Genomic DNA, 25,883 nt, shown 5'->3' with positions numbered 1-25,883 from the left:
GCGGTGTGGTGGACCGCGGTACTCAGTCGTCGGCAGGCAGGCTGTCCATGAACGAACTCACCGAGAACACGGCCCGTCCCGGCCCGGCAGGACCGTAACCGGGCGGCGAGGACAGCCCGTACGCGTCCATGGTCGCGCGGTAGGTCTCCAGCAACCGGATGTGGTATTCGAGCGGCGCGCCCGCCGGATTCGAGCGGCCGAGCGGCGTCGTCGGCTCGGGGCACCACGTGGTGAACCGCGGGGTGATGCCGCGGGACATGAAGAACCGCAGCCCTTCCTCCGTGGAGGCGATGGCCTCGTCGACCTTCGTGAACCCCTCCGGCGCGGCCATCTCCACGCCCGCCACGAAATTCGGGATGACGTTCCGCGGCCCGAACACCTCGGCCGAGTCCAGGATCCTGCGGTGCCATTCGTCGCGGCCGACGTAGCGTTCCTTGCCGGGGCAGTAGAGCTCGAAGAGACGCCGGTCCCACACCTCGTAATTGGGGTGGTAGATGCGGATCCCGTAGTCGTGGAAACGCTGGACGTCCGCCCGGGGCAGGGCCTGGGCGACGACCTTTCCGGTCCAGCGGCCGGGGAATCGCTCCTCGATCGCCTGTGCGTAACGGCCGTAGAAATCCGCCTCGGTGAGGCCGTTCACCCGGGAGGTGATGGAACCGCCGGTGAGCGTATAGGCGCGGGAGGCGCCGGCCGTGTCGTGCTTGTCGATGATTTCCAGTGCCTCCAGCACTTCCTCGACCGACTTCACCCCGGTGTACGGGCGGCCGGCCGCCTTGTGCTGGCGCCAGTTGTGGTTGATGTCGCAGTACTGGCACTCCTCCTTGGCGCCGAAGTACTGGCAGACCCGGAAGACCGTCAGGTAGATGAGATAGCCCCACTGGATGGTCGGGGCGACCTCCATCACGGATTTCCCGTTGGCCAGCGCGTGCCGGTAGTAGTCCGGCATCGGCGGCAGGCCCACGTCGGCGATGTGCTTCCCGTCGAGCAGGAGGCCGAGCGTTCCGTCGGGGGTGACCCCGACCCGGTAGGGGGACTGGGGGTTGACGCGCACCGAGACGACCGTGCGCCGCAGCCCGTAGGGGCCCCCGGTGAGGACGATCTCCTCCGGCGGGCGGCGCAGGGCCGCGGCGCCGAGCTCGGGGAGGGTCCGGTGGTCGAAGGAGAAGATGAAGTAGGACTTCGGTTTGACGTCGCCCGCCTCGTCGCCGGTGAGCGCGGATTCGTCGAACGCGATGCCGCCGCGCAGCAGGTCCTCCTTGATGACGGCTTCCCGCGGCACCCCGGGGAAGCGCGCCATCAGGCCCTCGACCTCTTCCGTACGGCTGCTTCCCATGACCGCTCCCTCTCCGTCGCCCGTGCGTCGTCACCGCCCGGTCCCGGGCGGAAGGTGCCGCCCCGGCGCGGGCAACGACGCACAACGGAGTGCGCCGGGGCGGCACTTGTGTCGCCCGGGAACCGGGCGATACCCAGCCGATGCTAGCGCGAGGGTGCGGGACGTCCGGGACCTAGGTCTATCGGCGGATACCGGACACTTCGCCACCCCGCCCGGGGCCGCACCTCAGAGAGGGTGCCGGCGCAGCCAGCCGAGGACCTGCTCCGCGTGCCGGTCCGGCGGGAAGACCGGGTAGAAGACGTGCTCCACCGCACCGTCCAGGACGACCAGGGTGAGCCGCCGGAACAGCCGGCGCCCGCCCGCCTCGAAGGTCGGCAGCCTCAGCTCGTCCGCCAGCCGGAGGCCCGGGTCCGAGAGGATGGCGAACGGCAGGCGCAGCCGCTCGACGACCTCCCGCTGGTAGTCGGTGTCCTGGCCGGACAGCCCGAAGACCCGGGCCGCCCCCGCGGCGAGCAGGTCCTCGTGGTGGTCGCGGAAACCGCAGGACTCCGGCGTGCAGCCGCGGGCCCCCGGAATGGAGTTCCAGCCCTCGGGCAGGTCGGTGCCGGGCCGCCCGGTGAGCGGGTAGAGGTAGATCACGGACCGTCCCGGCCCCAGGGCGTCGAGGCGGACGGTCCGGCCGTCCGTGCCCCGCAGCTCCAGGGCGGGCAGGGCCAGTCCGGGCAGGGTGTCGCAGGCGCCGTCGTCCTCGGGGACGGGCAGGCCGGCGGGCAGGGTGGCGAAGTCGTGCATGGGATCTCCCGGTGGGACGCTGCTGTTGCGGTGGGCGGCCTCGTGCAGGTGGGCGGTCAGTACGGCCCGGCGGGCGCTCAGGGCGTCGATCCGCCGGGTCAGGTCGTCGATCGCCGCCCGGTAACCGGCCAGCGAGGCCGGGCAGTCGTCGGCGTGCGGCCGGCCGGCCGCCAGACAGTCGAGGAAGGGACGGGTGTCCTCGACGGGGATCCCGAGCCGGCTGAGGGCCTTGATCTCGCCGATGACCCGGACGTGGTGTTCGTCGTAGTCGCGATAGCCGTTCGCCAGCCGGACGGGCTCGACCAGCCCCAGCGCTTCGTAGTACCGCACCGCCTTGACGGTCACGCCCGCCCGGTGGGCGACGTCGCCGATCCGCATGCCCCTCGCCTCCGCTCCTGTCCCACGGAGGCTAAACCCTGCCCCAAGGGGCAAGGTCAAGCGGGCGCGGGGGAGGGGCAGGCCCGTAAGCCATCCGTCCGGTCAAGTGGCCCTGGTGGATAGGTTGTTCGACATGTCACTCAAGAGCTGCTACGAACTGGAGTTCCGCGTCGCTCCGGGCGGATCCCGCAAGGACACGCACTACGTGCGGGGCACCCTCGACGAGATCAAGGCCGATCTCGCGGACGAGCTCGCCGAGGCGATCAACCTGTACCTCCTGTGCTGGTACGGCGCGGACCTGACGCTGCACGTGTACCAGCACGACGAACTGGCGCGGTCGATCGATCTCCACCCCTTCCTCACCATCGCGGTCGACGGCTACCCGGAGATCACCTTCACCGGGCCGGGGGAGCCGGCCGGCTACGACTTCGCGGCCGACGAGGACGTGGACGACCCGTCGGCCACCCTCTCCGGCCGGATGTTCTGCGACGAGCTCGGTGACGGAGTCTCGTGCGCTGTCGACTGGGACCGGGCCGGGGTGCCGCCCCTGGCCGGCGACGTCGCGACGGCCGGGGACGCCACCGCGTCCATGACCGTCGGCCTCCCGTACGGCCACTCGGACGGTGAGCTCTGACCTGCCTCAGCCCCTGCCTCGGCCCGTGTCTCAGCCCTGGGCGCCCCCGTCGTCCCCCTCGCCCCGCTCCCGGGCGCTCTCGGCGACCCGCCGCAGCCGGGGGTGCCGGACCGGGCCCTGCTCGGTGATCGCGTCGCCGACCATCGTGCGCAGGGCGTCCCGCAGCCCGTGCAGCGCGTGGTGGCGGGCGGGGCCCGCGCCCGGGTCGGTGCGGAGTTCGGTCAGCAGCGACCAGCACAGGGCCAGCATCACCAGGACGAACGGCAGGGCGACGAGGATCGTCGCGGACTGGAGCGACTTCAGGCCGCCCGCCACCAGCAGGACGGCCGCCACGGCCGCCATCAGCACGCCCCAGGTGACGACCAGCCAGTCCTTGGGGTGCAGGGCGCCGCGGCTGGTGAGGGAGCCCATGACCAGGGAGGCCGAGTCCGCGCTGGTGATGAAGTACGTCATCACCAGCGCCATGGCGACCCAGGAGACGAGAGTCGACAGCGGCAGCGTGTCGAGGAGGGCGAAGAGCGACGCCTCCGCGCCCTGGGTGACGGTCCCGGCCATGTCGGCGGCGCCGGTCATGTCCAGCCGGAGGGCGCTGCCGCCCATGACGCAGAACCAGACGACCGTGGCACCGCTGGGCACGAGCAGCACGCCCACGAGGAACTCGCGGATGGTCCGGCCGTGCGAGATGCGGGCGATGAACGTGCCGACGAACGGCGCCCACGAGAGCCACCACGCCCAGTAGAACACCGTCCAGGCGCCCAGCCACTTGGAGTCCGTGAAGGCGCCGGTCCGGGTGGCCAGGGTGACCAGGTCGTGCAGGTAGCCGCCCGTGGAGGCGGGGACGGTGTTGAGGATGAAGACGGTGGGGCCGAGGAGGAAGACGAAGAGCATCAGGCAGGCGGCCAGCGCGATGTTGAGCGTGCTCAGCCATTTGACGCCCTTGTGCAGGCCGGAGAAGGCCGAGAGCACGAAGGCGGCCGACAGGGAGGCGATGACGATGAGCTCCAGGGAGGTCGAGTCCTTGACCCCGGTGGTGATGTTCAGCCCCTTGGACACCTGGAGTGCGCCCAGCCCCAGACTGGTGGCCGTACCGAAGACCGTCGCGAAGACGGCGAGCAGGTCGATGACCCGGCCCGGCCAGCCGTCCGCCCGCTCCTTGCCGAGCAGCGGTACGAACACGGAGCTCAGCCGGTTGCCGCGGCCCTTGCGGAAGCCCGCGTAGGCGAGCGCGAGGCCGGCCATGCCGTAGATGGCCCAGGGGTGCAGCGTCCAGTGGAAGAACGAGTACTCCAGGGCGGTACGGGCGGCGGCCGGGGTGCCGGGGTCGACGCCGCTGCCCGGCGGCGGTGCGACGAAGTGCTGGAGCGGCTCGCCGACGCCGTAGAACATCAGGCCGATCCCCATGCCGGCGCTGAACATCATGGCGATCCAGGCCAGGTTGCTGAACTCCGGCTGGGAGTCGTCCGCGCCGAGCCGGATCCGCCCGTAGCGGCTGACGGCGATAACCGCGCACAGCACGAGAAACACATCGGCGGCGATGACGAACAGCCAGGCGAAGTTCGACAGCACCCAGCCGAGGGCGTCCGTGGAGACCCGGTCGAAGGAGCTCTTGCCGAGCGCCGCCCAGGCGACCACCGCCAGGACGGCGACGGCGCCGATGGCGACCAGGGGCAGGTCCGGGCGTTCGTCCCGCGGCGAGGGGGACGCGTCGGTGGTCTCGGTGCTCATGACGCCCCACTATGGCCGGATTGGTGGCTATTCCACGGGCTGGCACGCCGCCGGAGGGATGGGCGGCGCCCCCATGCCACGGATAGGGTTCGGCGCGGCGCGACGGGGCACCGGACGACACCTGGACAGAGGGGCAGCAGATGACCGACGCACACGTGCTCATCGCCGCGGACAAGTTCAAGGGCTCGCTGACGGCCGTCGAGGTCGCCGACCACCTCACCGCCGGGATCCGCCGGGCGGCGCCCGGCGCCACCGTGACCGCGCTGCCCGTCGCCGACGGTGGCGACGGCACGGTGGACGCGGTCGTCTCCGCGCGGAACGCCGGCTTCGAACGCCGCACGGCCCGGGTGGCCGGGCCGCTCGGCGAACCCGTCACGGCGGCCTGGGCGCTGCGCGGCGACACCGCCGTGGTGGAGATGGCCGAGGCGTCGGGCCTGCGCCGGCTGCCGCCGGGCCGGTACGCGCCGCTCACCGCCACCACCTACGGGACCGGGGAGCTGCTGCGCGCCGCGCTCGACGCCGGCGCCCGGACCGTCGTGCTCGGTGTGGGCGGCAGTGCCACCACCGACGGCGGTGCCGGCATGCTCGCCGCGCTCGGCGCGCGCTTCCTCGACGCCTCCGGGCGGCCCCTCGGCCCCGGCGGGGCCGCGCTCGCCGCCCTCGACCGCGTCGACCTCTCCGGGCTCGACGAACGGCTGGCCCGCACCTCCGTCGTCCTCGCCTGCGACGTCGACAACCCCCTGACCGGGCCCTCGGGCGCCGCCGCCGTCTACGGCCCGCAGAAGGGCGCCTCCCCGGGCGACATCGCCGTCCTGGACGCCGCTCTCGGCCGCATCGCCCGTGCTCTGGACCCTGCCTTGGCGGACGCGCCGGGCGCGGGCGCCGCCGGTGGGCTCGGCTACGGCGCGCTCGCCGGGCTCGGGGCCGTGTTCCGGCCCGGCATCGAGGTGCTGCTCGACGTCGTCGGGTTCGCCGAGGCGCTGGAGCGGGCCGATGTGGTGATCACGGGGGAGGGGTCGCTCGACGAGCAGACGCTGCGGGGGAAGGCGGTTGCGGGGGTGGCGGCGGTGGCTCGGGGGCGGGGGGTTCGGGTGGTGGCTGTTTGTGGGCGGTTGGGGTTGGAGTGGGAGGATTTGGTGGCGCTTGGGGTTGGGCGGGCGTACGCGCTTTCCGAGCTTGAGCCGGATCCGGAGCGGTGCATGGCGGAGGCGGGGGCGCTCCTGGAGCGGGTGGGGGAGCGGATTGCTCGGGAATGTCTCGGCTGAGCGCCTAGGGGGTGCCCCGGTCCCACCCTTTCACCGTTTCTGCGGGAGGGCCCGCAACCCCTTTGAAAGCGGCTTCGCCGCTTGTCCTCAAACGCCGGACGGGCTGGATTTCGGCCCGGGCGCACACTTCAGCCCGTCCGGCGTTTGAGGACAACCGCGCGGAGCGCGGTTTGGGGGGGTGCGGGGGCTCGCCCCCGCAAAAACGATGAGGCCCCGAGCTCTCGCTCGGGGCCTCGTACGGGCACGCACCGCGGGATCACGGCAGCTGCGCCGCCCGCGCCTCCCGCCGATTGTCGCGGAAGGTGTTCACCCGCCGCGCGGTGGCGAACAGCGGAATGACCGCGCCGAGGACGACCTGGAGGGCGCACCCGGTCTGGAGCATGAGCTCGCCGCCGGGGGCGTCGAAGGCCCAGGCGGCCAGGAGGCCCATGGTGGAGACGATCCAGCCGAGCATGGCGACGGCGAGCCGGCCCCGGGGCTTGGGGTACTCGACGCGGCTGACCATGAGCCAGGCGACGCCGACGATCGCGAGGAGCGTCGGGACGAAGGGGAGCTCCAGCAGGACGACGGAGACGACGGTGAGGGCGCCGAAGGGGCTGGGCATGCCCTGGAAGACGCCGTCGCGCATGGGGACGCAGGAGAACCGGGCGAGCCGGAGTACGACGGCGAGCAGGACGACCACGGCCGCGACGGCGGAGACCTTCTGGTGGGCGCCCTGGGCGACGACGCCCCAGACGACCACGAAGTAGGCGGGGGCGAGACCGAAGCTGATCAGGTCGGAGAGGTTGTCCAGCTCCGCGCCCATCGCCGAACTGCGCAGCTTGCGGGCCACCAGGCCGTCGAACAGGTCGAAGACCGAGGCGAGCAGCATCAGCATCACCGCGGTGGCGGCGCTGTTGCGCGCCATGCCGCCGTCCTCACTGTTGGTGAGGTGCGGGATGAGGATGCCGGTGGTGGTGAAGTACACCGCCATGAAACCGCAGATCGCGTTGCCCAGGGTGAGGGTGTCCGCTATCGACAGCCGTGTGGAGAGCGGCATGTCGTCGACGTCGTCCTCGGGCTCCGCCTCCGGGACCCAGGTCGCCTGTGTGTCGGGATCAATCACGGTCAAGGCGGGTCACTCCTGCTGTAGTGGCCTGGCCCACCTCGACAGCCGCCTCCACGCCCTCCGGCAGGTAGATGTCGACGCGCGAGCCGAAGCGGATCAGGCCGATGCGCTCGCCCTGCTCCACCTTGGTGCCCTGGGGCACGTAGGGGACGATGCGCCGGGCCACGGCACCGGCGATCTGCACCATCTCGATGTCGCCGAGTTCGGTGTCGAAGTGCCAGACAACGCGCTCGTTGTTCTCGCTCTCCTTGTTGAACGCCGGAACGAACCCGCCGGGGATGTGCTCGACCGACGTCACCGTGCCGGCGAGCGGCGCGCGGTTGACGTGGACGTTGAGCGGGCTCATGAAGATCGCGACGCGGGTGCGGCCGTCCTTCCAGGGCATGATGCTCTGCACCACGCCGTCGGCGGGCGAGATGACCCGGCCCTGGGCGATCTCGCGCTCGGGGTCGCGGAAGAACCACAGCATGCCGGCCGCCAGCGCGGTCGAGGGGACGGCGAGTGCGGCCCAGCGCCCGGAGCGGCGGGCACGGGTGAGGCTGACGGCCGCCGTGGCGACGGTCGGCAGGAGCCACGGCGAAGCTCCGCGCGCGAGGCGCACGCCGAGACGGCTATCGCGTGGTGCAGAGGTAGAGCTGTGGGGCATGGGTGACCTTCGTAGCGGAGGGTGCCGCGTAACGATCGGGGGACGGCGGCTTTCCGGCGATGCTATCGGTTGCGAGCGGCAACTGGCTAAGCGCCGGGGCCAGTCGGTGGCCGGACATCGATGACAGAGTGTGATCTACTTCTCGACAATTCCTCTACGAAAGTCTCCCATTTCGGACAATTCCCCCCGGTTTACCCCTGGATCCGGTACTCCTCAAGGAGTCGACGGCCGATGATCATTTTCTGGATCTCTGCCGTTCCTTCCCCGATCAGGAGCATCGGGGCCTCCCGGTAGAGGCGCTCGATCTCGTACTCCTTGGAGAAGCCGTAGCCGCCGTGGATGCGGAAGGCATCCTCGACCACCTCTTTGCAGTACTCGGAGGCGAGGTATTTGGCCATCCCGGCCTCCAGGTCGTTGCGCTGACCGGAGTCCTTGGTGCGGGCTGCCCTCACCATCATCGCATGGGCCGCTTCGACCTTTGTCCCCATTTCGGCCAACTTGAACTGAATGGCCTGATGCTGGGCAATGGCCTTACCGAACGTGTGACGCTGCTGCGCGTAGGCGACGCCCAGTTCGAACGCACGCTGTGCGACGCCGCAGCCACGGGCCGCGACGTTGACGCGGCCGACCTCGACGCCGTCCATCATCTGGTAGAAGCCGCGCCCGGTGGTCCCGCCGAGCACCCGGCCGGCCGGGACGCGCAGCCCATCCATGATCAACTCGGTGGTGTCGACGCCCTTGTAGCCCATCTTGTCGATCTTGCCGGGGATGGTGAGACCCGGTTTGACCTGCCCGAACCCGGGCTCCTTCTCCACCAGGAACGTGGTCATCGACTTATGCGGCGCCGACCCCTCGGGCAGCCCCTCGTCGGTCCGGCACAACACCGCCACCAGCGTCGACGAGCCGCCGTTGGTCAGCCACATCTTCTGGCCGGTGAGGACGTAGTCGTCCCCGTCCCGCACGCCCTTCGACGTGATGGCCGACACATCGGAGCCCAGCCCCGGCTCGGACATCGAGAACGCGCCCCGGACCTCGCCGGCCGCCATCCGCGGCAGGAAGTGCTCCCGCTGCTCCTGCGTCCCGTGCTGCTTGAGCATGTACGCGACGATGAAGTGTGTATTGATGATTCCCGACACACTCATCCAGCCGCGGGCGATCTCCTCGACGCAGAGCGCGTATGTGAGAAGCGACTCACCGAGCCCGCCGTACTCCTCGGGGATCATCAGCCCGAAGAGACCGAGTTCCTTGAGGCCCTCGACTATCTGGGTCGGATATTCATCGCGGTGCTCAAGTTCCGTCGCGACCGGAATGATTTCCTTGTCGACGAAATCACGGACCGTGGCGAGGATCTCCCGCTGGACGTCCGTCAGTCCTTCGGTCTGCGCGAGGCGGCCCATCTCACTTCTCCCGGGCGATCGGTTCGGGGCGGCCGGGCTGCTCGCCGCCGCGCTCCTCGATGTACGTGGCGGTGGGCACCATCACCTTGCGCCGGAAGACGCAGACCAGGGTGCCGTCCTGCTTGTAACCGCGGGTCTCCACATGCACGATCCCGCGGTCGCTCTTCGACTTCGACGGCGTCTTGTCCAGGACGGTCGTCTCGCCGTAGATGGTGTCGCCATGGAACGTCGGCGCGACGTGCTTCAGCGACTCGACCTCCAGGTTGGCGATCGCCTTCCCGGAGACATCGGGAACCGACATGCCCAGCAGCAGCGAATAGATGTAATTGCCGACGACGACGTTCTTCCCGAAGTCGGTGGTCCGTTCCGCGTAGTTGCTGTCCATGTGCAACGGGTGATGGTTCATGGTGAGCAGACAGAAGAGGTGGTCGTCGTATTCGGTGACGGTCTTCCCGGGCCAGTGCTTGTAGACGTCGCCGACGGTGAACTCTTCGTAGGTCCGGCCGAACTGCATGGCGGTCATGCCTCCGGGATCTCGAACTTGGACGTACGGGACATGCCGGCCGCGCGGCCCTTGCCCGCGATCACCAGCGCCATCTTCCGGCTGGCCTCGTCGATCATCTCGTCGCCGAGCATGGCCGAACCCTTGGCGCCGCCCTCCTCGGAGGTGCAGTACGCGTAGGCGTCGAGGATCAGCTCGGCGTGGTCGTAGTCCTCCTGCGAGGGCGAGAAGATCTCGTTGGCGAGCGCCACCTGGTCCGGGTGGAGCACCCACTTGCCGTCGAAGCCCAGCGCCGCGGCGCGCCCCGCGACCTCGCGGTAGCCGTCCGCGTTGCGGATCTGGAGGTAGGGGCCGTCGATCGCCTGGAGATCGTGGGCGCGGGCAGCCATCAGGATGCGCATCAGGATGTAGTGGTAGGCGTCCGCGCCGTAGCCGGGCGGCTGCTCGCCGACGACCAGGGACTTCATGTTGATGGAGGCCATGAAGTCGGCCGGGCCGAAGACGATGGTCTCCATGCGCGGCGACGCGGCGGCGATGGCGTCCACGTTCACCAGGCCCTTGGCGTTCTCGATCTGCGCCTCGATGCCGATCCGGCCGACCTCGAAGCCCATGGTCTTCTCGATCTGCGTCAGCAGCAGGTCCAGGGCGGCGATCTGCTGGGCGTCCTGCACCTTGGGCAGCATGATGCAGTCCAGGTTCGGGCCCGCGCCCTCGACGACCGTGATGACGTCCCGGTACGTCCAGTGCGTGGTCCAGTCGTTGACGCGGACGACCCTGGTCTTGCCGGTCCAGTCGCCGTTGTTGAGCGCGTCCACGATCTTGTGGCGCGCGCCCTCCTTGGCGATCGGCGCGCAGGCGTCCTCCAGGTCGAGGAAGACCTGGTCCGCCGGGAGGCCTTGAGCCTTCTCCAGGAAACGCGGGTTGCTGCCGGGGACGGCGAGGCAGGAGCGGCGGGGGCGGAGCCGGTTGACGGGGACGTCAGGGGTGCCGGTGAGGGGGGTGCCGGTCATGCGGAGACCTCCAGGGGGTCGAGCGCGTTCGCTGTGCGGATCTCGTCGACGATACGACCGATGATCTCGGTGATACCGAAGTCCTTCGGGGTGAAGACGGCGGCCACCCCCGCCTCCCGCAGCGCGGTGGCGTCCGCGGACGGGATGATGCCGCCCACGATCACGGGCATGTCACCCGCGCCCGCCGCCCGCAGCCGGGCCAGTACGTCGGGCACGAGCTCGGCGTGCGAGCCGGACAGGATGGACAGGCCGACACAGTGCACGTCCTCCGCGACGGCGGCCGCGACGATCTGCTCGGGGGTCAGCCGGATCCCCTGGTAGACCACCTCGAAGCCGGCGTCGCGGGCGCGGACGGCGATCTGCTCCGCGCCGTTGGAGTGCCCGTCGAGACCGGGCTTGCCCACCAGCAGCCGCAGCCTGCCGCCGCCCAGTTCCTCCGCGGTCCTGGCGACCTTCTCCCGGACCGCGGCGAGCGGCGTGCCCGCCTCGGCGGTCACGGCCAGGGGCGCGCCGCTGACGCCCGTCGGGGCGCGGAACTCGCCGAAGACGTCGCGGAGCGCCCAGGCCCACTCCCCGGTCGTCACACCGGCCCGTACGCACTCCAGGGTGGCCGGCATCAGGTTCTCCGAGCCCGCCGCCGTCTTCTTGAGGACCGAAAGGGCCTCCTGGGCGCGGAACTCGTCGCGGTCGTCGCGCCAGGAGTGCAGCGCGGCCACGACCCGCGCCTCGTTGGCGGGGTCGACGGTCATGATGGCGGTGTCGAGATCGGCGGTGAGCGGGTTGGGCTCGGTGGTCTCGAAGCAGTTGACCCCGACGATCTTCTCCTCGCCCGACTCGATCCGCGCCCGGCGCTCGGCGTGCGAGGAGACCAGCTGGGCCTTGAGGTAGCCGGACTCGACGGCTGCCATCGCGCCGCCCATCTCCTGGATGCGGTCGATCTCCGCCAGGCTCTCGGTGACGAGCGCGGCCACCTTCTCCTCGATGACGTGCGACCCGGCGAAGATGTCCTCGTACTCCAGCAGGTCGCTCTCGTGCGCCAGTACCTGCTGGATGCGCAGCGACCACTGCTGGTCCCAGGGGCGCGGCAGGCCGAGCGCCTCGTTCCAGGCGGGCAGCTGGACGGCGCGGGCGCGGGCGTCCTTGGAGAGGGTGACGGCCAGCATCTCCAGCACGATGCGCTGGACGTTGTTCTCCGGCTGGGCCTCGGTCAGGCCGAGCGAGTTGACCTGTACGCCGTAGCGGAAGCGGCGCTGCTTGGGGTTCTCGATGCCGTAGCGCTCCCGGGTGATCCGGTCCCAGATGCGGGAGAACGCCCGCATCTTGCACATCTCCTCGACGAACCGGACGCCCGCGTTGACGAAGAAGGAGATGCGGGCGACGACGTCGCCCCTGCGCTCCTCGGGGATCCGGCCGGAGGCGAACACGGCGTCCAGCACGGCGATCGCGGTGGCCATCGCGTACGAGATCTCCTGGACCGGGGTGGCCCCCGCCTCCTGGAGGTGGTAGCTGCAGATGTTGATCGGGTTCCACTTGGGGATGTGGTTGACCGTGTACGTGATCATGTCGGTGGTCAGCCGCAGCGACGGGCCCGGCGGGAAGACGTGCGTCCCGCGCGAGAGGTACTCCTTGACGATGTCGTTCTGCGTCGTCCCCTGGAGTTTGGTGATGTCCGCGCCCTGTTCCTCCGCGACCACCTGGTACATCGCCAGCAGCCACATGGCGGTGGCGTTGATGGTCATGGAGGTGTTCATCTGCTCCAGCGGAATGTCCTGGAACAGCCGCCGCATGTCGCCGAGCTGGGAGACCGGGACCCCGACCCGGCCGACCTCGCCGCGGGCGAGGATGTGGTCGGGGTCGTAGCCGGTCTGCGTCGGGAGGTCGAACGCGACCGACAGGCCGGTCTGGCCCTTGGCGAGGTTGCGCCGGTAGAGCTCGTTGGACGCCTCGGCGGTGGAGTGGCCGGCGTACGTCCGCATGAGCCAGGGGCGGTCCTTCGCCCGTCCGCTCTTCTCCTCGGTGCCCATCAGACGTTCCGGAAGCGGTTGATGGCGTCGATGTGCCGGGCCCGCGTCTCCTCGTCGCGCACGCCCATGCCCTCGTCGGGGGCCAGCGCGAGCACGCCGACCTTGCCCTGGTGGAGGTTGCGGTGGACGTCGTACGCGGCCTGGCCGGTCTCCTCCAGCCGGTACGTCTTCGACAGCGTGGGGTGGATCTTCCCCTTGGCCACCAGCCGGTTGGCCTCCCACGCCTCGCGGTAGTTGGCGAAGTGCGAGCCCACGATCCGCTTCAGCGACATCCACAGGTAGCGGTTGTCGTACTGGTGGTCGTAGCCGGAGGTGGAGGCGCAGGTGACGATGGTGCCGCCCTTGCGCGTGACGTAGACCGAGGCGCCGAACGTCTCGCGGCCGGGGTGCTCGAAGACGATGTCCACGTCCTCGCCGCCGGTCAGTTCGCGGATGCGCTTGCCGAAGCGCTTCCACTCGCGGGGGTCCTGGCTGTGCTCGTCCTTCCAGAACCGGTAGTCCTCGGCGGTCCGGTCGATGATGGCTTCGGCGCCCATCCGCCGGCAGATCTCCGCCTTCTGCTCGCTGGAGACGACGCAGATCGGGTTGGCGCCGCCGGCGAGGGCGAACTGCGTGGCGTACGAGCCGAGTCCGCCGCTCGCGCCCCAGATGAGCACGTTGTCGCCCTGCTTCATACCGGCGCCGTTGCGGGAGACGAGCTGCCGGTAGGCGGTGGAGTTGACCAGGCCGGGGGCGGCGGCCTCCTCCCAGCTGAGGTGGTCCGGCTTGGGCATCAGCTGGTTGGACTTCACCAGCGCGATCTCGGCCAGGCCGCCGAAGTTGGTCTCGAAGCCCCAGATGCGCTGCTGCGGGTCGAGCATGGTGTCGTTGTGCCCGTCGGCGGACTCCAGCTCGACGGACAGGCAGTGCGCGACGACCTCGTCGCCCGGCCGCCAGGCGTTCACCCCCGGGCCGGTGCGCAGCACGACGCCGGCCAGGTCGGAGCCGATGACGTGGTACGGCAGGTCGTGGCGGGCGGTGAGCGGGGAGAGCCGGCCGTAGCGCTCCAGGAAGGTGAAGGTCGACACGGGCTCGAAGATCGAGGTCCACACCGAGTTGTAGTTCACCGAGCTGGCCATCACGGCCACCAGCGCCTCGCCGGGCCCGAGTTCGGGCACCGGCACCTCCTCGACGTGCAGGGACTTGCGGGGGTCCTTCTCCCGGGTGGACAGCCCGGCGAACATCTCCGCCTCGTCCTTGTGCACGGTCACCGCGCGGTAGGACTCGGGGATCGGGAGGGCTGCGAAGTCCTCGCTCGTACTGTCCGCGGCGAGGATGGCGTCGAGTATCTGGTTCACGGTAGTGCCTCCGGCGAAGCGCGTTCTCGGGAAACGGGCTTGAGGGAACGTCGGGGGATGGTGCCGTCGGTTCGGTGGGTGGCGCGGGACGCGCGGGGTGGCCGCGCAGGCGGTACGTGTGCCTGGTGACGCAGGCGGTCCGGGCGCACAAAGGTGCTTGCGGGGACAGCCGGCGCGCGACGGTTGGGTCTGCGCGCCGGCCGCCCGGACGCCATCAAGGTATGGCACGGCGTGCCACTCGACAAGACACTGGGTGCCAGGAATTTGAGACATCTGTCACCGGGGGTTCACAGATGAGCGGTGACGGGAGAGGTTTCAGGTTGCTAACGGGGCTGGACGTGCGCGAGCTGTCGTAACAGAATGAGTTACGACAGGCTGCCCGCAGGTCGGCCGCGCCGGATGGTGGTGGGAGATTTCATGAGTGTCAGCAGTCGCACGACCGTGGCCGCGCACGCCCTCGCGTGGATGGCGCTGGTCTGTCCCAAGCGCCCCGACGGTATCGTCACCTCCGACCAGATCGCCGACAGCGTCAACACCAACCCCGTCGTCATCCGCCGCACGCTCGGCAGCCTGCGCGCGGCGGGGCTGGTCGACTCGCAGCGCGGGCCGCGCGCGGGCTGGAGACTGTCGCGCGCACCGGAGTCGATCACCCTGGCGGACGTCTACATGGCCGTCGAGCCCGAGCCGCTCATCGCCCTGCACTCCACGCCGCCGAACCAGCTGTGCCCCGTCGGGCGCGGTATCCCCCCGGTGCTGCGGAAGGCGTACAACCGTGCGGAGGAGTCGATGAAGGCCGAGTTGTCGGCCGTCACCGTCGCCGATGTGCTGAGGGAGACGATGGCCTGAGTTCTGACCGAGAGGCGGTCCCTGTCGGCCGGCCCCCTGTGGGCCGGCCTCTTTTCGGCCCACTGTTGTAACTGCTTTTGTTACGTCTACATGGAGGTCCCTCCTCGTGTACCGATCACTCGCCGTGCTCGCCGCCGGCATGTTCGCCATCGGCACCGACAGCTTCGTCATCGCCGGCATCCTGCCGGACGCGGCCGACTCGCTCGGCGTCTCCGTCGGCACCGCGGGCTGGCTGCTCACCGCCTACGCGTTCACGTACGCCGTCCTGGGCCCCGTCATGGCGGCCTTCACCACCCGCTGGCCGCGCCGCACGCTGTTCGTCAGCGGATTCGCCATATTCACCGCGGGCAACCTCGTGACGGCCTTCGTCCCCGACTTCGGCGTGGCCCTGGCCGGGCGGGCGCTCGCCGGGCTCGGCGGCGCCATGGTCACCCCGGCCGCCGTCGCCGCGGCCGCCGCGCTCGCGACTCCGGAGCGCCGGGGCCGCGCCATCGCCACCGTCATGACGGGCCTCAGCGCCGCGACGGCGCTCGGCTCCCCGATCGGCACTGTGATCGGCAGCGTCAGCGGCAACTGGCGCGCCACCATGGTGTTCGTCTCCGCGCTCGGCGTGCTCGCCGCCGTGGGGACCGCCCTGCTCCTGCCCGCGGTCCCGACACCTCCCGCGGTTCCGCTGCGCACGCGCGTCGCCCCGCTCGGCGACCGGCGCATCGGCCTGACCCTGCTGACGACCCTCCTCGTCTACACCGGCCTGTACACCGTCTACTCCTACATCGGGGAGAGCCTCGACCGCGCCACCGGCGGCAGTGGCACCACCCTCGCGGCCCTGCTGGTCGTCTGGGGCGTGGCGGCCACCGTCGGAACGCTCGGCTCGGGCGGTCTGACCGACCGCGTCGGCGGCCGCCGCGTCATCAACACCGCCATCGTCGTGGCCGCGATCAACTTCGCGCTGCTGCCGTGGACGAGCTCGAACCTGCCCGCCACCGTCGTGGCGCTCCTGGTGTGGGGCGTCTGCGGCTGGGGGCTCCTGGCGCCGCAGACCCACCGTCTGATCACCGCCATGCCGGCGGCGGCCCCCCTGCTCACCGGCCTCGGCTCGGCGACGGTCTACGTCGGCGTGTCGATCGCACCCCTCGTCGGGCAGGCCGGAATGGCGTGGCACGGCGCGCACTGGCTGGGCCCCGTGGGCGCCGTGCTGATCGTGCTCGGGCTCGGGACGGCGGAGGCGGCGCACGCCGTCATCAGCCGGCGGGCGTCGGACGGTGCGCGGTCGGCCCAGGCCGAACCGCTGCCCACCCCGTAGCGCGGCACCGGTCTCCTGAGCCCGGCCGGCGCGCGGCAGAGGATCCGCGCGCCGGCCGGCATCACCGCGTGTGCCGACGGGAACCGGCTCAGCCCACCCCGGCCTCCTGGAGCTGGACGACGCGGCCGGCGTCCAGCTCCACGTGCGTGCCGGTGAAGCGCGACCGCATACGGCGGTCGTGGGTGACGACGACGACCGCGCCCTCGTAGTCGGTCAGGGCCCCCTCCAGCTCCTCCACCAGGGCGGGGGAGAGGTGGTTGGTCGGCTCGTCCAGCAGCAGCAGGTCGACGGGGTCGCTGACCAGGCGGGCCAGTTCGATCCGGCGCCGCTGGCCGTAGGACAGCTCGCCCACCCTCAGACGCAGGTCGGCGGGGCTGAACAGGCCGAGGGACAGCAGGTGGTCGGTGTGCTCGTCCAGGTCGCCGCCGCGACCGTGGGCGAACGCCCGGGGGACCGTCAGACCGGGCGGCCAGGGTGTCTCCTCCTGCCTCAGATGCCCCACCCGGCCCCGCGTGCTCACCGTCCCCTCGTCGGGCCGCAGTTCACCGGCCAGCACCCGCATCAGGGTTGTCTTGCCGGCCCCGTTGGGCCCGGTGATCAGCAGCCTTTCCGTGCCGCCGATCCGCAGGGACGGCACGTGCAGCCGGTCACCGACCCGGATGCCGGTGAGCTCCGCCACGGCCTGCGGCGTCCGGTCCTCGGTGGTGGCCACCCGGGCGGCGAACACCAGCGGGTCGGGCGGCGGCGCTACGGGACGCTCCGTGAGCCGCTCGACGCGTTCCTTCGCGTTGCGGATGCGGCCCATCGCCCCGTGCCCGCGGCCGCGGGTGCGGAAGGCGCCGTGGCCGAACACCGCGAACGGCAGCTTGCGCGGGATCGCGTCCAGCCGCGCCACGTTCGTGGCGGCCAGCCTCCGGTTGCGGGCCAGCTCGGCGCACCAGTCCTCGTACTCCTGGAGCCGGCGCCGCCGCTCGGCGGCCTTGGCGGCGAGGTAACCGTCGTAGCCGTCGCCGTAACGCCGTACGCGGCCCTCGCCGACCTCCAGGATCGTGCTGGTGACGCGCTCCAGGAACACCCGGTCGTGAGTGACCACGAGCACGGTGCCGCGATGTGCCCGCAGGTGCGCCTCCAGCCAGCCCACCGCCCGGTCGTCCAGGTCGTTGGTCGGCTCGTCCAGCAGCAGCAGCTCCGGCTTGGACGCCAGCGCGGCGGCCAGCGCCAGCCGGGACCGCTCGCCGCCGGACAGTGTGCCCAGGGCCCTGGCGCGGTCAAGGCCCGGCAGGCCGAGCCCGTGCAGGGCGGTGTCCACCCGGGCGTCCGCCCCGTACCCGTCGCGCGCCTCGTACCGGGCGACCAGGCGGGCGTAGGCGTCCAGCGCGGCCGTGAGCGCGGCGTCCGTCAGGCCCTTGAGCCCGGCCTCGGCCCGGCGCATCCGGGCCTCCAGGTCGCGCAGCTCGGCGAGGGCGGCGTCCACCGCGTCCTGGACGCTCGCCTCCGGGGGCAGCGCCAGGGACTGGGCGAGATGGCCGACGCCACCGGGCGCGACCACGGTCAGCTCGCCGTTGTCGGGCCGGTCCTGCCCGGCGATCAGCCGCAGCAGGGTGGACTTCCCGGCCCCGTTGTCGCCGATGATGCCGGCCTTCTCGCCGGGCTTGACGGTGAAGGAGACGTCGTCCAGCACGATGTGGTCGTCGTAGCGGCGGGTGACGTTCTGGAGAGTGAGTTGTGCGGTGGTCATGGAGAAGCCCCCTGTTCTCGGCCGGGGCCGACAGGAACGGGTGATGGACGCATCCGCGCACGCCTGCACACCCCGTGGCACGCCGGACGGGCGGCATCACGGGAGGGGCGAAGCGGGGATGAGAACGCGCGACGGCGGAGCGAAGCTCAACGCGGTCGCGCGGGGACTGTCACAGGGAACCCATGCATCACACCGTACGCCGGAGTCCCCGTGCCGACAAGCCCTTATTTCGGCGATGGCGGCACGGGCGGCCCGGCCCGGCGTCAGAGCGATTTGATCAGCCTCGCCGCCACGGCGATCGGCAGGGAGGGGTACGTCCGCTGGAGCTGGAGCAACGCCGCCGCCGTCCCCCGCTCGTCCCGCGTCCGGCGGAGAGCCGGCTCGTCCACGGCGGCGCGCAGCTCCTCGAAGGACGCGAACGTGCTCTCGTACCATTCGCGCTTCCGTCTGCGGTCCTTGTACACCTCCGCCGCTCCCAGGAACACGGTGCCGAGGACGACGCAGCAGCCCAGGAGGACCGGGGTGCGACGGATGGGCACGGCCAAGACGAAAGTGACAACGGCGGCTGCCCAGAGCGCCAAGCGTGCCGGATACATGAACGGTCCTCCGATGCTGTTCCCCGTTTACGGGGCTCAGGCGGTGGCCACCGGCCACTTGCCGCGGGGGAAAGCGCGGTTGTCCACGGCCTCACCCTTCACCGTGGTCAACTGCTGTCCCTGGAGGCCCAGCGCGGCCACCAGGAGGGAGACGGTGGTGATGATGAGACCGGCCTCAATTTTCGCCGCCGTGACGATGCTCAAGATGCCCGCCCAGGAGAAGACCACGGTCGCCGATGCTGCGATCGCGGCGACCGTGGCGACGATGAGCTTGACCAGGATCACCCCCAGGGAGACGTAGAAGGCGAGGCCCGCGACGGCGCAGGCGCTCATCGCCGTCACCACCTTGTCGGCCATGGTGGCGATCTGCGTGGCCGCGGTGGGCTGCATCTTCGTCGCCGAGGTGTAGGCGGTGGCGCCATCGCCCTTCCAGTTCTTGGGGGCCTGGAGCGCATCGGTCGTGACGTTGCCCACGACGTCGGTGGCAGGGCCCCGCACGTCGGTCTGCCATGTCACGCCGTACTTGAAGGCGGTGATGGGTATCGCGGCGCCCTTCAGCAGCTCGCTGATCTTGCCGATCACCCACTTCCCGAGCGACACCATCTTGTTCACGCACCAGACCAGCGCCTTGCCGACGGGTCCGGGAACGAACCACTTTCTGGCGACGGACTTCGCCTTGTCGACCAACTGGTTGAGCTTTGTCGTGAGGGAATCCAGGCCGGAATCGATCTTGGTCACCGTTGCCTGGTACTGCGCGGCGTTGAATGCCATGACGCCCCTGTCTCAGTAAGCGTTCTCGATGCTCTTCGTGGTCTCCGCCTCGTGGTTCTCGTACGCCTTGGCGTTCTTGACCAGGGCGTCCGCGACCTCCTTCGTCCGGTCCCTGCCCTCGCCGACGCGGGAGGAGATCTGGTTGATCGCGTCGGTGTAGGCGATCACGAATACGGCGAAGAGACCGGCTTCCAGCTGGCTGAGGCGAAGACCGTCGACGGCGTTGCGGATTCCGCCCAACGTGCCGCTCTGGGCGTCCCACATGCGCGCGTCGGTGCGGATGCCGTCTGTAATGACCTTGAGGTCGGGGTCACCCATCAGTCAAGCCCCCTGGATTCAACCGGCATGACGTGCCGGGTCGTTGAGAATGGCCAATGCCTCCTTGAAGAGGCCGTCCAACTGCTCGGTGGAGACGCCGCGGCCGTCGTCGGGGCCGCGCTCCCCGAGCTTCCCGCGGGCGTCGGCCAGCGCCTCGGCCAGCGCCTGGTTCAACCGGACGGCCGACCGCCCGGCGGCCCAGCCGGGGTCCACCTCGCAGGAGATCAACGCTCCCTCGGCCACGGTGATGTGCACGTTCCGCGCCGCTGCCACGCCCGTGACCTGTCTGGCATCCTCGGGCGCCGCGTCCGCCGGCCCACCCGGGGCGAAGAGCGAGAGCATCTCCTCCGCGACCTCGTCGAGCGGCCGGGGAACGACATAACGCAGGTCGAATTCCGGTACGTCCGTATGGGCGGCGCGTTGTCGCGCCACTTCGTCGCCGGCCGGTCCCGCGAATGTGCTCCGCGCTCCGGAAAACGATTCGCCAAAGGCCGGTGACACGTCGTCCGGTGTCGGAAATTCCGCGTCAAACCGCTCGGCCCGGCGCTCCCAGTCCGAATCGGCCAGGGAACGCTCCCAGACCTTCAGCCGCTCGTTCAGGGCGGTTTCGTACGCCTCGACCACGGCTGTTCCCAGGCCGTCCGCCCGCAGTCGCACCTGCCAGTCCGTCACGACGGTGACACGCTCCGGCAGACCGTCGGCGGCCAGTTTCAATGTGACGACGCCGTCGGCATCCGTCCCGGTGACGTCCTGCGGTACTTGTTCCCGCATGTCCGACATCAGTTGCTGAAGTTCCCGTACATGCCGCTGGAATCGCTGCATATCTTCCAAGGGATCCAGAGTCACGCTTTCCCCCACTTGCCGTCCGGGCCGACACGTCGTGCACGTTAACACGTTCCATACGGGGGATTAAGAAGTGTGGGTGATGCGATGTGAGAAGACCTTTCGGACAAGCAGGATTTGGTGTGACTCTTCAACTGCCTTATGCGCAGGGGGTCCTGTTACCGTCGGCAATGGTCCGGCCGCAGATAGCGGAGACTGGGCGGATACGTCCCGGAGGACGGACCCGCCGGGAAGCCCCGGGCGGCGCCCGCCCCTACCGCTGCCGCAGCACCTTCTCGATCGCCTTCATCACTTCGCCGAGCGGCGCGTCCGTGCGGGCCACGGTGACCAGGACCTCGCCCTCCGCGTGCACGGTGGCCGCCGGGCCCTCCGGCAGGGGCGCGCGGCCCGCGCCGATGCCCTTGCCGAAGGTCTCGCGGACGATGGCGAAGGCGTGGTCGAGCTGGGTCTCGACGTCGCCCTCGCCGCCGCTGCGCAGCCAGCGCCGCAGGACGTGGTTGTGGGCGGTGACGACGGCGGAGGCGGCGACCTCGGCGAGCAGGGGGTCGTCGTCGTGGTGGGTGCCCTCCTCGAAGTGGCCGAGGAGGTAGCGGGTGAACAGCCGCTCGTAGCGGGCGACGGAGGCGATCTCGCGCTCGCGCAGGGCCGGGACCTCGCGGGTGAGGCGGTAGCGCTCGACCGAGACGGCGGGGGAGGCCGCGTACATCCGCATGACCTCCTTGATGCCGCGGCACACCGTGTCGAGCGGGTTCTCGTGCGCGGGGGCGGCGTCGAGGACCCCGGCCGCGCGGACGAGGGTGTCGTCGTGGTCGGGGAAGATGGCCTCTTCCTTGGAGCGGAAGTGGCGGAAGAAGGTCCGGCGGGCGACCCCGGCCGCCGCGGCGATCTCGTCGACGGTGGTGGCCTCGTAGCCCTTGGTGGCGAACAACTCCATCGCGGCGGCGGCGAGTTTGCGGCGCATGGTCAGGCGCTGGGCGGCGGCGCGGCGGGTGCCGCCCGTCTCGGGTCCTGCGGCGGACTGCGGCGGACGCGGGCCGGACGGGCCGGACTCCTCGGAACCCCTGGTGGCGGTCCCGCGCGGGGGGCGGACGGACTTGGCGGGCTGGGACATGTGGGGAACGTAACACGCGTCCGCGCGGCCGTGCCGGGACGGACGGCCGACCGGTTCCAGCAGTCCGCCCCAGCCCGCCGCGCCGCCCCCTCCGCCGGGGCCGCCGGTGCCACCGGCACCGTCAGGCCCGCGCATACTCGCGGAAGCCACGTCCCGTCTTGCGCCCGAGGCAGCCCGCCGCCACCAGGTGCTCCAGCAGCGGCGCCGGGGCCAGGCCCGGGTCGCGGAACTCGCGGTGCAGCACGCGCTCGATGGCCAGGGAGACGTCGAGGCCGACGACGTCGAGGAGCTCGAAGGGCCCCATCGGGTAGCCGCCGCCGAGCTTCATGGCGGTGTCGATGTCGTCCGGCGAGGCGTAGTGCTCCTGCACCATCTTCACCGCGTTGTTGAGGTACGGGAACAGCAGCGCGTTGACGATGAAGCCGGCGCGGTCCCCGCAGTCCACCGGGTGCTTGCGGACGGCGGCGCAGATCTCGCGGACCGTGGCGTGGGCGTCGTCGGCCGTGAGGACCGTCCGCACCACCTCCACCAGCTTCATCGCGGGCGCCGGGTTGAAGAAGTGCATGCCCACGACCGACTCGGGGCGGGAGGTCGCCCGGGCGCAGGCGATCACCGGCAGCGAGGACGTGGTGGTGGCCAGCACGGCGCCGGGCCGGCAGACCTTGTCGAGCGCCGCGAACAGCTCCTGCTTGACCCGGAGGTCCTCGGCCACCGCCTCGACGGCCAGGTCCACCTCGGCGAAGGCGTCGAGGGAGCCGGCCGGGGCGATCCGGTCCAGCGCCGCGTCCCGCTCCCGGGGGGTGACCCTGCCCTTCTCCACGGACCGCGCCAGCGACTTCGCGACGCGGGCCTTGGCCGCCTCCGCCTTGTCCGACGAGCGCCCGGCCAGCACCACCGGGAAGCCCGCCCGGGCGAAGACCTCGGCGATGCCGCTCGCCATCGTCCCCGTCCCGACGACGCCGACCGCCCGCACCGGACGCCCGGCGGACCGGGCGGCGGACGTCCCGCCGGGGGTCTCCGCGTCGTCGACGGCGACCGCGGAGCCGGGGGAGGCGTAGGTGTAGAAGCCGCGTCCCGCCTTGCGGCCGGTGAGGCCGGCCGCGGCCAGCTGGCCCAGGATCGGCGCGGGGGCGTGCAGCCGGTCGTGCGAGGCCGCGTACATCGCCTCCAGGACGGTCCTGGCGGTGTCGACGCCGATCAGGTCCAGCAGTGCGAGTGGTCCCATGGGCAGCCCGCAGCCCAGCCGCATCGCCGCGTCGATGTCCTCGCGGGAGGCGTACCGCGACTCGTACATCGCGGCCGCCTGGTTGAGGTAGCCGAACAGCAGCCCGTCGGCGACGAACCCGGGCCGGTCGCCGACCGGGACCGGCTCCTTGCCCAGCTCGCGGGCGAGCTCGGTGACGGCGGCGACGGCGGCGGGTGCGGTGAGCACCGAGGAGACCACCTCGACCAGCTTCATGGCCGGGGCGGGGTTGAAGAAGTGCAGGCCGAGGACGCGTTCGGGGCGCGCGGAGTCGGCGGCCAGCCGGGTCACGGACAGCGCGTTGGTGCCGGTGGCGAGGATCGTCGTGGGCGCGACGATCCCGTCGAGGGCGGTGATCACGTCGTGCTTGAGGGCGTAGTCCTCCGGCACGACCTCGATCACCAGGCCGGCCCCGGCCGCGTCGGCCAGCTCGGTGGAGGTGCGGAACCGGCCGAGCGCGGCCCGGCGTTCGTCCTCCGTGAGCCGGCCGCGTTCGACCGAGCGGGCGGTGGCGGCGGCGAGCGCGCCGGCGGCCCGTCCGGTCGCGTCGGCGCTGATGTCGATACCGACGACCTCGCGGCCGGCGCGCACCAGGACCTCGGCGATGCCGGTGCCCATCGTGCCGAGGCCGACCACGGCGACGGTCGTCAGGGGGATGCCGGGGGAAGACGAGCTGTCGGGGGAGGAAGGGGACGGCGGAACGGCGGACTGACGGTCCATGGCGGGACTCCAGAGGGTGTTCCCCGGGCACGGGGAGCTCAACGGGAGGCACCCCGGCGACGGTGCCGGGAGCGGGGTGCGCGACACGGCCCTGGCGGGCGCGGCGCCTTAAGGATTTCCGTGGACGGGTAGAGGGCGTCCACGGGGAGGGAGTTGTGCGACCGGCCGGCCCTGTCCCGGGGCCGTGCCGTACTGGAGTGCCGAACCGGCGGACGACATCGAGGGATGCCAGTGCCATGGCGGCTGCGTCACCAGACCGCCCGAGCCTTGGTGCGGCTCGTGCCGGGAGATTAACTCACCGGTAACCAAGAGCGCCAGGGGGCGCGGGCGCGACTTACCATGTGGTCCAGGCCACTCGGGGAGGAGAGCAGGAATGGAAGAGGAATTCCGCGTACTGCTGAAGCGGGTCAGGGCCGAACTGGTCTCCCCGGCCGAGTTCACGGCGTACGAGCGGCTGCTCGCCCTGGTGCGCACCGAGGGCCGGCCGGCCCGCGACGCGCTCGCCGAGGTCCTGGTCGCCCCCGAACAGCCGCTCTGGGCCCGCGAGATCGCCGCCTTCGCACTCGGCATCAAGGGCGACCGCCGGGCGTTCGAGACCCTGGTGCTCCTGCTCAACTACCGCGAGCCCGTGCGCTGCGCGACCGCGGCCCACGTACTCGCCCGCCTCCGCGACCCCCGCACCGCCCGCGCCGCCGCCGCCCTCGCCACCAACCCGCTGCGCACCGCCTACGCCCTCTACCCCGTCCGGCTGCTGAGCGAGCTGCGCGCCCCCGAGTCCGTACCCGCCCTGCTCTCCACCCTGGAACGGCTGCTGGCCGCCCGGGACCACTGCTGGCCGGTCGCCCGCGCCTGCGTCGAGGGGCTCGGCGTGCTCGGCGACCGCCGCGCCGAGGCCACCCTGGTCGCGGCCCGCGAACACGAACGGCTGCGTCCCGCGGCCATGGTCGCGCTGGCGCGGCTCAGCGGCCGGAGCGGCCCTCACCGTGCGCGCAACGGCTCCCGCACATAACGGACTTCGGTGACGGGGACGCCGTCCATCGGGTCGGTCGTCTCCGCGCCGTCCGGGACGAAGCCCGCGCGCCCGTAGAACCGGCGGGCGCGCGCGTTGTCCTTGAGTACCCAGAGCGCCATGCGCGCGTCACCGCGCTCCCGCGCGCCCTCCATCGCGGCGGCGCACAGGGACCGGCCCACGCCGGTGCCGATCAGCGCGGGGCGTACGTAGAGGGCGTACAGCTCACCCGCGGGCGCCGGCAGATCGTCCTCCCGGTACGGCCCGAAACAGGCCCAGCCCACGACCTCGTCGGAGGCTGTCGCGACCAGGTCCACCGACGGAGAGCCGGGCGTCGCCCGCCGCGCCCGGTGCCTCGCCGCGTCCGCCACCGGGTCCATGGCGTCGAGATACGTCCGCGGTACGAGCCCCCGGTACGCCGCACGCCAGCCGGCCACCCGGATCGCCGCCACGGCGTCCACATCGGCATCGGTCATCTTCCGTATGCGCACCATGAACGCACGTTAGCGGCACCGGGGCGCCCGCAGAGCGGAATTTATGTATGTACGCAGATCGAGCGCACCCCGATTTGGGCGGGTGTGGCGATGGTGATTGGCTTTGCCCGCACCCGCAGCATGCGCGACTGCTGCACTTATCGTCGTTCCGGAGGACAAGCCATGGGCCAGGTCGAGGCCACCACCGAGCGGATCATCGCGGCGGACCCGGAGGAGGTGTTCGACACGCTCGCCGACTACAGCGGCGTCCGTGCCAAGCTGCTGCCCGAGCACTTCAGCGAGTACGAGGTGCGGGAGGGCGGCGACGGCGAGGGCACGCTGGTCCACTGGAAGCTCCAGGCCACCAGCAAGCGCGTCCGGGACTGTCTGCTGGAGGTCTCCGAGCCGTCCTCCGGGCAACTGGTGGAGAAGGACCGCAACTCCAGCATGGTCACCACATGGACCGTGACCCCCGCCGGCGAGGGCCGCGCCAAGGCCGTCGTCACCAGCACCTGGACCGGTGCGACGGGCATCGGCGGGTTCTTCGAGCGGACCTTCGCGCCCAAGGGCCTCGCCCGCATCTACGACGCCGTGCTCGTCCGGCTCGCCGCCGAGGTGGAGAAGGGCGACGGGACGACCGGCACCGGCTGACCTGCGGCCTCACCTGATCGAGTGGTTTTCCCGGCCCCCCGCCGGACCGCCACTGTGCCTCCGACCGGCGGAAAGCCATCACGGCCGAACTCCTGGGTAAAACGTCGCGC

The 25,883-nt window shown here is 71.1% G+C and carries 24 protein-coding genes; 6 read left to right on the top strand and 18 right to left on the bottom strand.

Going from position 1 to position 25,883, the window contains the following annotated elements:
* Nucleotides 1-22 precede the first annotated feature (22 nt).
* Nucleotides 23-1,333: a radical SAM protein gene (locus HN013_RS21210; protein WP_171168561.1), complete on the bottom strand. Its 1,311-nt coding sequence runs from the start codon at nucleotides 1,331-1,333 to the stop codon at nucleotides 23-25.
* A gap of 225 nt (nucleotides 1,334-1,558) precedes the next feature.
* Nucleotides 1,559-2,503, bottom strand: coding sequence for a MerR family transcriptional regulator (locus tag HN013_RS21205; RefSeq protein ID WP_171168559.1), 945 nt, complete (start codon nucleotides 2,501-2,503; stop codon nucleotides 1,559-1,561).
* 133 nt (nucleotides 2,504-2,636) lie between these two features.
* On the opposite strand from HN013_RS21205, the gene HN013_RS21200 reads away from it, so the two are divergent.
* Nucleotides 2,637-3,137, top strand: a complete 501-nt coding sequence (locus tag HN013_RS21200) for a hypothetical protein (RefSeq protein ID WP_171168556.1) — start codon at nucleotides 2,637-2,639, stop codon at nucleotides 3,135-3,137.
* Between the two features lie 30 nt (nucleotides 3,138-3,167).
* Here the strand turns inward: HN013_RS21200 and HN013_RS21195 are convergent, their stop codons facing one another.
* The gene (locus HN013_RS21195; RefSeq protein ID WP_171168554.1) at nucleotides 3,168-4,862 is read right to left on the bottom strand and encodes a BCCT family transporter; all 1,695 of its coding nucleotides are present in this window, start codon (nucleotides 4,860-4,862) and stop codon (nucleotides 3,168-3,170) included.
* A 140-nt stretch (nucleotides 4,863-5,002) separates the two neighbouring features.
* Here HN013_RS21195 and HN013_RS21190 point away from each other — a divergent pair, with 140 nt between their 5' ends.
* Nucleotides 5,003-6,127, top strand: a complete 1,125-nt coding sequence (locus HN013_RS21190; RefSeq protein WP_171168552.1) for a glycerate kinase — start codon at nucleotides 5,003-5,005, stop codon at nucleotides 6,125-6,127.
* 256 nt (nucleotides 6,128-6,383) lie between these two features.
* On the opposite strand, the gene pssA is transcribed toward HN013_RS21190, so the two are convergent.
* The 7 genes from pssA to ccrA form a co-directional block, all read right to left on the bottom strand.
* Nucleotides 6,384-7,238, bottom strand: coding sequence for a CDP-diacylglycerol--serine O-phosphatidyltransferase (pssA, locus tag HN013_RS21185; protein ID WP_171168550.1), 855 nt, complete (start codon nucleotides 7,236-7,238; stop codon nucleotides 6,384-6,386).
* On the bottom strand, nucleotides 7,225-7,881 hold the full coding sequence (locus HN013_RS21180; protein ID WP_171168548.1) for a phosphatidylserine decarboxylase: 657 nt from the start codon (nucleotides 7,879-7,881) through the stop codon (nucleotides 7,225-7,227). The genes pssA and HN013_RS21180 overlap by 14 nt, the downstream gene beginning before the upstream one ends.
* A 191-nt stretch (nucleotides 7,882-8,072) precedes the next feature.
* Entirely contained in the window at nucleotides 8,073-9,278 is a 1,206-nt protein-coding gene (locus tag HN013_RS21175; protein WP_171168547.1) for an acyl-CoA dehydrogenase family protein, read from the bottom strand.
* Nucleotide 9,279: 1 nt separating this feature from the next.
* The gene (locus HN013_RS21170) at nucleotides 9,280-9,792 is read right to left on the bottom strand and encodes a MaoC family dehydratase (protein ID WP_171168648.1); all 513 of its coding nucleotides are present in this window, start codon (nucleotides 9,790-9,792) and stop codon (nucleotides 9,280-9,282) included.
* 5 nt (nucleotides 9,793-9,797) lie between these two features.
* Complete coding sequence (locus HN013_RS21165) at nucleotides 9,798-10,790, bottom strand: CoA ester lyase (RefSeq protein WP_171168544.1); 993 nt, start codon at nucleotides 10,788-10,790, stop codon at nucleotides 9,798-9,800.
* Nucleotides 10,787-12,814 carry a protein meaA gene (locus tag HN013_RS21160; RefSeq protein ID WP_171168542.1) on the bottom strand — a complete coding sequence of 676 codons (2,028 nt, stop codon included), beginning with the start codon at nucleotides 12,812-12,814 and terminating at the stop codon, nucleotides 10,787-10,789. Before HN013_RS21160 ends, HN013_RS21165 begins: the two co-directional genes overlap by 4 nt.
* Nucleotides 12,814-14,151, bottom strand: a complete 1,338-nt coding sequence (ccrA, locus tag HN013_RS21155; RefSeq protein WP_171168540.1) for a crotonyl-CoA carboxylase/reductase — start codon at nucleotides 14,149-14,151, stop codon at nucleotides 12,814-12,816. Before ccrA ends, HN013_RS21160 begins: the two co-directional genes overlap by 1 nt.
* A gap of 417 nt (nucleotides 14,152-14,568) precedes the next feature.
* Here ccrA and HN013_RS21150 point away from each other — a divergent pair, with 417 nt between their 5' ends.
* Entirely contained in the window at nucleotides 14,569-14,997 is a 429-nt protein-coding gene (locus HN013_RS21150; RefSeq protein ID WP_171168538.1) for an Rrf2 family transcriptional regulator, read from the top strand.
* Between the two features lie 106 nt (nucleotides 14,998-15,103).
* Nucleotides 15,104-16,300 (top strand): MFS transporter, encoded by a 1,197-nt coding sequence (locus HN013_RS21145; RefSeq protein WP_171168536.1) that lies wholly within the window; start codon nucleotides 15,104-15,106, stop codon nucleotides 16,298-16,300.
* Between the two features lie 88 nt (nucleotides 16,301-16,388).
* On the opposite strand, the gene HN013_RS21140 is transcribed toward HN013_RS21145, so the two are convergent.
* From HN013_RS21140 to HN013_RS21110, 7 genes are all read right to left on the bottom strand, one after another.
* Nucleotides 16,389-18,038 (bottom strand): TlrC/CarA/OleB/SrmB family ABC-F type ribosomal protection protein, encoded by a 1,650-nt coding sequence (locus HN013_RS21140; RefSeq protein WP_171168534.1) that lies wholly within the window; start codon nucleotides 18,036-18,038, stop codon nucleotides 16,389-16,391.
* Between the two features lie 263 nt (nucleotides 18,039-18,301).
* Nucleotides 18,302-18,577 (bottom strand): hypothetical protein, encoded by a 276-nt coding sequence (locus HN013_RS21135; protein ID WP_171168532.1) that lies wholly within the window; start codon nucleotides 18,575-18,577, stop codon nucleotides 18,302-18,304.
* Nucleotides 18,578-18,670: 93 nt separating this feature from the next.
* Entirely contained in the window at nucleotides 18,671-19,405 is a 735-nt protein-coding gene (locus HN013_RS21130; RefSeq protein WP_171168530.1) for a hypothetical protein, read from the bottom strand.
* Nucleotides 19,406-19,417: 12 nt separating this feature from the next.
* A complete protein-coding gene (locus HN013_RS21125; protein ID WP_171168528.1) occupies nucleotides 19,418-19,723 on the bottom strand; it encodes a hypothetical protein in 306 nt (101 codons plus the stop codon).
* Between the two features lie 18 nt (nucleotides 19,724-19,741).
* Nucleotides 19,742-20,569 (bottom strand): hypothetical protein, encoded by an 828-nt coding sequence (locus HN013_RS21120; protein WP_171168526.1) that lies wholly within the window; start codon nucleotides 20,567-20,569, stop codon nucleotides 19,742-19,744.
* 250 nt (nucleotides 20,570-20,819) lie between these two features.
* The gene (locus HN013_RS21115; RefSeq protein ID WP_171168524.1) at nucleotides 20,820-21,677 is read right to left on the bottom strand and encodes a TetR family transcriptional regulator; all 858 of its coding nucleotides are present in this window, start codon (nucleotides 21,675-21,677) and stop codon (nucleotides 20,820-20,822) included.
* A gap of 121 nt (nucleotides 21,678-21,798) precedes the next feature.
* Nucleotides 21,799-23,640, bottom strand: coding sequence for a 3-hydroxyacyl-CoA dehydrogenase family protein (locus HN013_RS21110; protein WP_171168522.1), 1,842 nt, complete (start codon nucleotides 23,638-23,640; stop codon nucleotides 21,799-21,801).
* Nucleotides 23,641-24,013: 373 nt separating this feature from the next.
* Here HN013_RS21110 and HN013_RS21105 point away from each other — a divergent pair, with 373 nt between their 5' ends.
* Nucleotides 24,014-24,649 carry a HEAT repeat domain-containing protein gene (locus HN013_RS21105; RefSeq protein ID WP_171168520.1) on the top strand — a complete coding sequence of 212 codons (636 nt, stop codon included), beginning with the start codon at nucleotides 24,014-24,016 and terminating at the stop codon, nucleotides 24,647-24,649.
* On the opposite strand, the gene HN013_RS21100 is transcribed toward HN013_RS21105, so the two are convergent.
* Nucleotides 24,619-25,143 carry a GNAT family N-acetyltransferase gene (locus HN013_RS21100; protein ID WP_171168518.1) on the bottom strand — a complete coding sequence of 175 codons (525 nt, stop codon included), beginning with the start codon at nucleotides 25,141-25,143 and terminating at the stop codon, nucleotides 24,619-24,621. The genes HN013_RS21105 and HN013_RS21100 overlap by 31 nt on opposite strands.
* Nucleotides 25,144-25,305: 162 nt before the next feature.
* Between HN013_RS21100 and HN013_RS21095 the strand changes: the two genes are divergently transcribed.
* Nucleotides 25,306-25,773, top strand: a complete 468-nt coding sequence (locus tag HN013_RS21095) for an SRPBCC family protein (RefSeq protein WP_171168516.1) — start codon at nucleotides 25,306-25,308, stop codon at nucleotides 25,771-25,773.
* Nucleotides 25,774-25,883: the final 110 nt, after the last annotated feature.

The sequence above is a fragment of the Streptomyces sp. I05A-00742 genome (genome assembly GCF_013055795.1).
Lineage (GTDB): Bacteria > Actinomycetota > Actinomycetes > Streptomycetales > Streptomycetaceae > Streptomyces.
The sequence above is the reverse complement of the archived record's forward strand: the minus strand, read 5'-3'. Positions and strand labels throughout refer to the sequence as shown.

Bases quoted from the DNA above. Each gene is read 5' to 3' on its own strand.
- HN013_RS21165 (WP_171168544.1), bottom strand. From the start codon at position 10,790: ATGACCGGCACCCCCCTCACCGGCACCCCTGACGTCCCCGTCAACCGG.
- HN013_RS21175 (WP_171168547.1), bottom strand. From the start codon at position 9,278: ATGGGCCGCCTCGCGCAGACCGAAGGACTGACGGACGTCCAGCGGGAG.
- HN013_RS21115 (WP_171168524.1), bottom strand. From the start codon at position 21,677: ATGTCCCAGCCCGCCAAGTCCGTCCGCCCCCCGCGCGGGACCGCCACC.
- HN013_RS21140 (WP_171168534.1), bottom strand. From the start codon at position 18,038: ATGACCACCGCACAACTCACTCTCCAGAACGTCACCCGCCGCTACGAC.
- HN013_RS21180 (WP_171168548.1), bottom strand. From the start codon at position 7,881: ATGCCCCACAGCTCTACCTCTGCACCACGCGATAGCCGTCTCGGCGTG.
- HN013_RS21130 (WP_171168530.1), bottom strand. From the start codon at position 19,405: ATGGCATTCAACGCCGCGCAGTACCAGGCAACGGTGACCAAGATCGAT.
- HN013_RS21105 (WP_171168520.1), top strand. From the start codon at position 24,014: ATGGAAGAGGAATTCCGCGTACTGCTGAAGCGGGTCAGGGCCGAACTG.
- HN013_RS21195 (WP_171168554.1), bottom strand. From the start codon at position 4,862: ATGAGCACCGAGACCACCGACGCGTCCCCCTCGCCGCGGGACGAACGC.
- HN013_RS21110 (WP_171168522.1), bottom strand. From the start codon at position 23,640: ATGGACCGTCAGTCCGCCGTTCCGCCGTCCCCTTCCTCCCCCGACAGC.
- HN013_RS21205 (WP_171168559.1), bottom strand. From the start codon at position 2,503: ATGCGGATCGGCGACGTCGCCCACCGGGCGGGCGTGACCGTCAAGGCG.
- HN013_RS21170 (WP_171168648.1), bottom strand. From the start codon at position 9,792: ATGCAGTTCGGCCGGACCTACGAAGAGTTCACCGTCGGCGACGTCTAC.
- HN013_RS21200 (WP_171168556.1), top strand. From the start codon at position 2,637: ATGTCACTCAAGAGCTGCTACGAACTGGAGTTCCGCGTCGCTCCGGGC.
- HN013_RS21095 (WP_171168516.1), top strand. From the start codon at position 25,306: ATGGGCCAGGTCGAGGCCACCACCGAGCGGATCATCGCGGCGGACCCG.
- HN013_RS21210 (WP_171168561.1), bottom strand. From the start codon at position 1,333: ATGGGAAGCAGCCGTACGGAAGAGGTCGAGGGCCTGATGGCGCGCTTC.
- HN013_RS21150 (WP_171168538.1), top strand. From the start codon at position 14,569: ATGAGTGTCAGCAGTCGCACGACCGTGGCCGCGCACGCCCTCGCGTGG.
- HN013_RS21125 (WP_171168528.1), bottom strand. From the start codon at position 19,723: ATGGGTGACCCCGACCTCAAGGTCATTACAGACGGCATCCGCACCGAC.
- HN013_RS21190 (WP_171168552.1), top strand. From the start codon at position 5,003: ATGACCGACGCACACGTGCTCATCGCCGCGGACAAGTTCAAGGGCTCG.
- HN013_RS21160 (WP_171168542.1), bottom strand. From the start codon at position 12,814: ATGGGCACCGAGGAGAAGAGCGGACGGGCGAAGGACCGCCCCTGGCTC.
- HN013_RS21100 (WP_171168518.1), bottom strand. From the start codon at position 25,143: ATGGTGCGCATACGGAAGATGACCGATGCCGATGTGGACGCCGTGGCG.